Genomic DNA, 7,448 nt, shown 5'->3' with positions numbered 1-7,448 from the left:
CGGTATTGGCCTAAAGGCTGAACACCAACGGTCTCAAACCGGCCTGTCGATTGAGTCACTGTTCCGAAATCAACTTGACCATGGCAGAGCGACGCGTCGGCAAGGGGCGCCGCCTGGCCCCTTGCAAACGCGCGGGCTTAAATCGACAGCCCGTGACGCATCCCGCTGACAATCCTTTCTAACGCAACTTTGCGGCGAAGTGGGGTCCGCCGTACAACGCCGCGTCGCCGAGCATTTCTTCGATTCGGAGCAACTGGTTGTACTTTGCCATCCGGTCACTGCGGCTGGCCGACCCGGTCTTGATCTGGCCGGTGCACAGGGCGACGGCCAAGTCGGCGATCGTGCTGTCTTCGGTTTCACCGCTGCGGTGACTGGTCACGGCGGTGTAGCCGTGACGTCCGGCCAACTGAATCGCGTCGATCGTTTCGGTCAACGAACCAATTTGATTGACTTTGATCAGGATGCTGTTGGCGATTCCTTCGTCGATCCCTTTTTGCAGGCGGGTGACGTTGGTGACGAACAAGTCGTCGCCGACCAACTGGACCCGGTCGCCGACACGTTCGGTCAGCTTCTTCCAGGTGTCCCAATCGTCTTCGTCGCAGCCATCTTCGATGCTGCAGATCGGGTACTTCTCACACCAGTCGGCGAGGAAGTCGACCATTTCGTCGCCGGACAATTCCTTGCCGTCGATCGCATACTTTTTCTTGTCGCGGTCATAAAATTCCGTCGATGCCGCGTCGAGTGCGATCCAGACCTGCTCGCCGGCTTTGTAACCCGCCTGGTCGATCGCTTGCATGATGACGTCGAGCGCTTCTTGGTTGCTCTTCAGGTCCGGCGCGAAGCCGCCCTCGTCGCCGACGGCGGTGTTGTATCCCTTGCTGCTGAGCACCTTTTTCAGGTTGTGGAAGATTTCGGTACCGCATCGCAGTGCATCGCTGAATCGTTCGAAGCCGAGAGGCATGACCATGAATTCTTGGATGTCGACCGAGTTATCGGCATGCTCTCCACCGTTGATGATGTTCATCATCGGCGCGGGCAGCAGGCGTGCACCGACGCCGCCGAGATAGCGGAACAGGGGTTGTCCGGTCGATGCGGCTGCGGCGTGTGCGGTCGCCAGCGAAACACCCAGGATGGCGTTCGCGCCCAGGTTGCTTTTGTTTTCGGTGCCGTCCAAGGCCAACATCGCGGAGTCGATTTCCGCTTGGTCGAGAGCGTCCATCCCTTGCAGGGCTTGGCCGATTTTTTCGTTGACGTTGGTGACGGCCGTTTGAACGCCCTTGCCCATGTAAACGGACTTGTCGCCGTCACGCAATTCCCAAGCCTCGTGGGCGCCGGTGCTGGCGCCGCTGGGGACGGCCGCGCGGCCGTGGGCGCCGTCTTCCAGCAGGACTTCGCATTCAATGGTCGGGTTGCCGCGGCTGTCCAGAATTTGGCGGGCGTGGATCGCTTCGATCAGGGTCATCGGGGACCTCTCGAGGGTGTTGGGGGTGTGGCGGGAAGTGTTTTGTTGACGACGAGCGCGTGCCATCGCTTGTCCGATTGGTCGGCATTCTGTCCAATGCGGGTCACAGTGGCTACCCGCCGAGTATTTTTGACGCATTTTCCGCCGTTCTGCTATCTGCAATGTTTACTGGTCTGGTCGAAACAATGGGCGATCTCGTCGAAATGGTCGACGATCCCCCCGGCAAGCGGCTTCGCATCCGTTCTCCGCTGATCACCGGTGATGCTGCGATCGGCGACAGCATCTGCATCAACGGATGCTGCCTGACGATCGTCGCCCTCGACGGTGACGTCGCTGATTTCGAAGCCGGCCAGGAAACGCTTTCGCGGACCAATTTGGGCCAACTCGTCGCCGGGGACCGCGTCAACCTGGAACGCTCCCTCGCCGTCGGCAGCCGGATGGGCGGCCACTACGTCAGCGGTCACGTCGACACCCTCGGCGAGCTGATCGAGCGCACCGAAGACCCGCCCTGGGCCAATCTGCGTTTTCGGATCCCCGCCCAGTACGCCAGCCAGGTCGCCAGCAAGGGCAGCATCGCGATCGACGGGATCAGTCTGACGGTGGTCGACGCCGACGAAGATTCCTTTAGCGTTGCCTTGATCCCGCACACGTTGGCCATGACCACCTTGGGATTTCGCAAGATCGGTGATGCCGTGAACCTGGAGACCGACATCTTGGCCAAATACGTGCAACGTTCGTTGGGTTTGCTCTCAGACGACCAGATTCACGATCCAAACCGCAAAGCAGACGGATGAATCAACCACGTCAAACAGCCAGCTACCTGTCCAAGCGACTCGCCGAAGCCGGGTTGCGGCCCGTTTCCAAGTATGGCCAGAATTTTTTGATCGACCTGAATCTGGTCGACCTGATCGCAAACTCGGCCGAGCTGCGAAAAACCGACGTGGTCTTAGAAGTCGGAACGGGTGTCGGGTCACTCACCTCGCGACTCTCCGATGCGGCCGGTGCCGTGTTGTCGATCGAAATTGACATGAATCTGCACCAACTGGCCAGCGAAGAATTGGCCGGGCGGCCGAATGTGAAACTGCTCCAAGGCGACGCGCTGCGGAACAAGAACTCCTTGCGCGACGACTTGAAAGGATTGGTCGTCGATGCCATGCGGCGCATCGGCCAGGACGCGCGGTTCTTGCTGGTCGCCAACCTCCCCTACAACGTTGCCACACCGATCATTTCCAATCTGCTGCATCAGACGCCGCCGCCCGATGCCATGGTCGTGACGATCCAAAAAGAACTGGCCGAGAGAATCGTCGCCTCGCCTGGGACCAAGGACTACGGGGCACTGAGCATTTGGATTCAGTCGCTGTGTCACGCCGAAATCGTACGGATCCTCGGCCCCAAAGTGTTTTGGCCGCGTCCCAAAGTCGACTCGGCGGTGATCCGCTTGGATCTGGATCACCAGAAGCGCGACGCCATCGCCGACCTGGACTATTTTCACCAGACGGTCCGAGCGTTGTTTTTCCACCGACGAAAGTTCTTGCGCAGCAACGTCATCAGCGCGATGAAGAACCGGCTGGACAAGTCCCAAGTCGACGAGGTCCTGCAGTCACTCGGGCACGGCGAGACCGCGCGTGCGGAAGAACTGTCCGTCGAACAAATCCAACAGCTGGTCGAAGCCCTGCGGATCGCCGAAGGAAATGTAGGATAGAGCCCCGGCACCGACACCCCAGCGGGACGCGTCAGCGAGCGGCGCGTGCCATCTACTTTGACGCCAGGCGTTTTCGATGTTAGCGGTAGGGCGCGAGCCCTCCGGTCTTTTACGGTGTTGTTGCAACGCTACCGGACGGCTCGCGCCGTTCCGCTAACACCGTTGAGTTTGATGTTAGCGGTAGGGCGCGAGCCCTCCGGTCTTTCACTGTGTTTTTGAAACGCAACCGGACGGCTCGCGCCGTTCCGCTAACACCGTTGAGTTTGATGTTAGCGGTAGGGCGCGAGCCCTCCGGTCTTTTACGGTGTTTTTAAAACGCAACCGGACGGCTCGCGCCGTTCCGCTAACCCGTTGAGTTTGATGTTAGCGGTAGGGCGCGAGCCCTCCGGTCTTTTACGGTGTTTTTGAAACGCAACCGGACGGCTCGCGCCGTTCCGCTAACCCGTTGAGTTTGAGGTTAGCGGTAGGGCGCGAGCCCTCCGGTCTTTTACGGTGTTTTTGAAACGCAACCGGACGGCTCGCGCCGTTCCGCTAACACCGTTGAGTTTGAGGTTAGCGGTAGGGCGCGAGCCCTCCGGTCTTTCACGGTGTTTTTGAAACGCAACCGGACGGCTCGCGCCGTTCCGCTAACCCGTTGAGTTTGAGGTTAGCGGTAGGGCGCGAGCCCTCCGGTCTTTTACGGTGTTATTGCAACGCAACCGGCCCGCTCGCGCCGTTCCGCTAACCCGTTGAGTTTGAGGTTAGCGGTAGGGCGCGAGCCCTCCGGTCTTTTACGGTGTTGTTGCAACGCTACCGGACGGCTTGCGCCGTTCCGCTAACCCGTTGAGTTTGATGTTAGCGGTAGGGCGCGAGCCCTCCGGTCTTTTACGGTGTTGTTGCAACGCAACCGGACGGCTCGCGCCGTTCCGCTAACCCGTTGTGTTTGAGGTTAGCGGTAGGGCGCGAGCCCTTCGGTCTTTCACGGTGTTTTTGAAACGCAATCTGACGGCTCGCGCCGTTCCGCTAACACCGTTGAGTTTGATGTTAGCGGTAGGGCGCGAGCCCTCCGGTCTTTCACGGTGTTTTTGAAACGCAACCGGACGGCTCGCGCCGTTCCGCTAACACCGTTCGAGGGCTCACGCCACTCGGCTGACGTCATGCGACCGCCTGCTACTCTTCAACCAACGCCTCAACACGTACCGGCGTGGCGAACTCCCCCGCCATCTCATAGGGCAATTCCCAGACACGCCCACCGGTTGAATCGGCAAAGTACAGGTGGCTTTCGCTCAGCTTCGTCGGATCCCCGTCGGCCCAAAAAACGAAAAACGGATCCTTGGCTCCGAGCGGACGACGCGCGTAATTGTGGTTGCGTTCGCTCTCGGATGTGATTTGCGTTTCCCGCTGCCACGTCGCCCCTTGATCCATGCTCGTCCACGTCACCAATTCGCCGCCGCCTTGGTAGGGTTGCGGTCCCGGCTGAGACGGAACGCGACAGGTCCAGGTTTGCTCGTCCAGATACAAGCTGCCCATGTCGTAATTGTGGTCGGTGCCACAGACGATCGACGTTTTCCATGCCTCTCCATCCCAGCGGGTCACGCGGAAATGACGAGGGTCGTTCGGCGGGCCCGGCTCGTGGCCCGGGCTGGTGACGTACAGCAGGACCGGATGTCCCTCGCGGTCGAACCCCATGTCCTTTAAATAGACGTTCAACTTCTGCGAGGCATAGTCGATCACGCGCGCCGGGGATGCGACATCCTGAAGAGGCGGTTGGACCGGCGTTCCATCGACCGTCGTCCACGTCCGGCCCCGGTCCGGTGTCTGGACATAATAAAGATCGGTGCGCTGATCGACGACGCCGTTGGGATGCCGATTGAAGAATGTACCGGTCAGTCCGCCGCGCGTCGCGCTGGTCTGGTAGTGTCCGCCACGACTATCACCCGGCTCGCGAATACCGGCCAGTTTCTGATCGGCGGTCCAGGCAACACCGTCATCGCTGGTTTCCCAGTACAGCTCACGGACGCCGGTGTACTTCGTAAACAGGTGCAAGAATCCTTCGCCCGCCACGTGATGCGGTTGCGGGTATGTCATCTCTTCCTCGGAAATCAATTCAAAGCCATCGATGCTGTACGGCTTGTTGCTCTTGTACTTGAATCCCGGTCGCACGCGTCCACGCCCGCTCACGAAAATCCAGAGGTAGCCGGCATCGTCGACGGCGATGCTGGGGTTGTCGTGTGGATCATTGACGGTTTGTTTGTCATGGACCACAACGGGCTTGGGAACCCGGTTCAAGGCGTGATCGTAATAAGAAACCATGCACAGCAAATGCCGATCGTTTGGCCCCGTCGTTCCACCATAAACAAAAAACGTCTTCTCGACTTGGGGACAATAAATCGCAAGCGGCGTGTGTTTGGCGGTGTAGGTCCCCAGTCCGCCGGAGTATTTATCACCATAGGGAAACACCGGTTTTCGCGACGCTTTTCCATACGACTGTCCATCGCTTCCTTTGCCGTAGAACTGCCCGAGCGTGAACCAGATGCCCTTGTATCCGTCCATCCGCTGCCCGTTCAAGCTTGACGGCGATCCCTTCGGGGCTTGCGCCGCAACGCCGCTGGCAAGAATGGCACCGATCACCAACGACAGCCAGCGCGGGTGTGTAGCGTTGACGCGTTCGGCAACGCCCGTCAGTCGTTTCGTACTGCCGAGGAATCGGCTCAAGCCCGGACACCAACCATTGGTGCTCGTGTTACTCGTATTAGTCATCAGTTCTTGGCTCCCAAACAGTAAAGAGATTCCTGGCGTCGGTCACCTTCATAATGGGCGATCCTCATGAAGATGTGACTGTCACAGATCGTGGGCGTGGCGAACACGCTCTCACCCAGCTTGTTTTCGGCGACCTTTTCAAATCGCTCCGGGCTTGCCTTGAACACGAACGTTTGCCCCTGTTCGTTGGTCGCGTAGATCAAATCATCAACCAAGACCGGCGAACTGCTGAACACGCCTCCGAGCCTGGCTTTCCATACCGTGTCGCCGGTTGCACAGTCGACACATTCGGCGATTCCGGCGTCGAGCGTCATGTACAGGTAGCCGTCTTTGTGCAGCATCGAAGGGACGTAGGTTCGAGAATGGGTCCGCCAAGCGACCTTTCCCGAGCCGTCGGCGAGAACGGCCGAGACGTGGTTGTCGGGATATCCGCCGCTGGTAAACACGTGTTGGCCATCGGTCAGTGTCGTCGTCACGCACTCTGTCGTCGCCCCTTCAATCTCCCAAAGCGTCGCGCCCGTGGCGGGATCCAGACTGGTGACCAGATCACAACCGGTCAACACCAACTGGTCTCTACCCGAGACGTTCACGATCGACGGTGAGGGGTAATTCGGTTTTTCGGGACGATCACGACGCCAAACAATTTCACCCGTCGCACGCTCCATGGCAACGATCGCGCCGCCTCCCTTGTTGTCCGCCGAGCAAATGACCAGCTGCTTGTAGATCGCCGGCGAGGAACCGTAACCTTGGTGAATGACGTAGTCGGACAGTTTCTGCTGCCAAAGGATGGTCCCCTTCAGATCGAGCGCCGTCGTGTGAATGGCTCCGTCGTTGAAGAAGTTGATGAACAACCGTTCGCCATCGGTGGCGACGGTCGATGATGCCCACGACGCTTTTTCATTTGCTTTGCGTTTGCCCTTCGTTTCGTAGTTGCCTTGGTGCACTACCGATTCCCATTGCAATGATCCCGTCTGGCGATCAAAACAAAGCACCACTTGTACCTTGCGCGCGTCATCGGCGGTGGCCAGATAAACATGTCGCCCGAACAACATCGGCGATCCGTGGCCTCGACCGGGAATCGCGGTTTTCCAGACCACGTTTTCATCTTCACTCCACTGCACCGGCGGGTTCTGGTCCGGCGCGGCGCTGCCGTCTCGCTGCTGCCCCCGCCACCACGGCCAATCGGTCGCGGGAAACGTGGGCGTCTGGGCGGACGCACTGTTCAACGCGAATGTGCTGTTCAACGCGAACGTGCTGCCCAACGCGACGGTGAGCAGAGCAACGGCAAAAAAGGAGGTCTTGAACATCTTCAGTGCAAAATACTCGAGAGACGATTTGGTGTTTTGTAGAGGCCACAGCATAACGGGGTTCGCCGACCATGCGTGGACCGAGTGAGAAAGCCCACCGATGACAAAGCGGCCCCACGGTTCGATTGCGTACCTGGCATCCGTGGGTACGCCTTGCCATCCGTGGGTCCGTTTTCTCACGGCACTCCAATTGATGGATCACGGTGGCACTAGGCCCCTAAGGCCAATACCGCTAAGT

Annotated in this window: 5 protein-coding genes; 2 read left to right on the top strand and 3 right to left on the bottom strand. The window is 59.2% G+C overall.

From position 1 onward, the window contains the following. Window positions 1-178: 178 nt before the first annotated feature. The gene (gene eno / locus NZK35_RS29845) at window positions 179-1,462 is read right to left on the bottom strand and encodes a phosphopyruvate hydratase (RefSeq protein WP_259636191.1); all 1,284 of its coding nucleotides are present in this window, start codon (window positions 1,460-1,462) and stop codon (window positions 179-181) included. A gap of 161 nt (window positions 1,463-1,623) precedes the next feature. Between eno and NZK35_RS29840 the strand changes: the two genes are divergently transcribed. Then, complete coding sequence (locus NZK35_RS29840; RefSeq protein ID WP_259636192.1) at window positions 1,624-2,256, top strand: riboflavin synthase; 633 nt, start codon at window positions 1,624-1,626, stop codon at window positions 2,254-2,256. Further along, on the top strand, window positions 2,253-3,164 hold the full coding sequence (gene rsmA, locus NZK35_RS29835; protein WP_259636190.1) for a 16S rRNA (adenine(1518)-N(6)/adenine(1519)-N(6))-dimethyltransferase RsmA: 912 nt from the start codon (window positions 2,253-2,255) through the stop codon (window positions 3,162-3,164). The genes NZK35_RS29840 and rsmA overlap by 4 nt, the downstream gene beginning before the upstream one ends. A gap of 1,149 nt (window positions 3,165-4,313) precedes the next feature. Here rsmA and NZK35_RS29830 read toward each other — a convergent pair. Further along, complete coding sequence (locus NZK35_RS29830) at window positions 4,314-5,903, bottom strand: BNR repeat-containing protein (protein WP_259636189.1); 1,590 nt, start codon at window positions 5,901-5,903, stop codon at window positions 4,314-4,316. Then, the gene (locus tag NZK35_RS29825; protein WP_259636188.1) at window positions 5,903-7,210 is read right to left on the bottom strand and encodes a PQQ-like beta-propeller repeat protein; all 1,308 of its coding nucleotides are present in this window, start codon (window positions 7,208-7,210) and stop codon (window positions 5,903-5,905) included. The genes NZK35_RS29830 and NZK35_RS29825 overlap by 1 nt, the downstream gene beginning before the upstream one ends. Window positions 7,211-7,448 lie beyond the last annotated feature (238 nt).

Source organism: Stieleria sedimenti (genome assembly GCF_025060895.1).
Classification (GTDB): Bacteria; Planctomycetota; Planctomycetia; order Pirellulales; family Pirellulaceae; genus Stieleria; species Stieleria sedimenti.
This window is presented reverse-complemented; position numbering and strand designations above follow the sequence as displayed.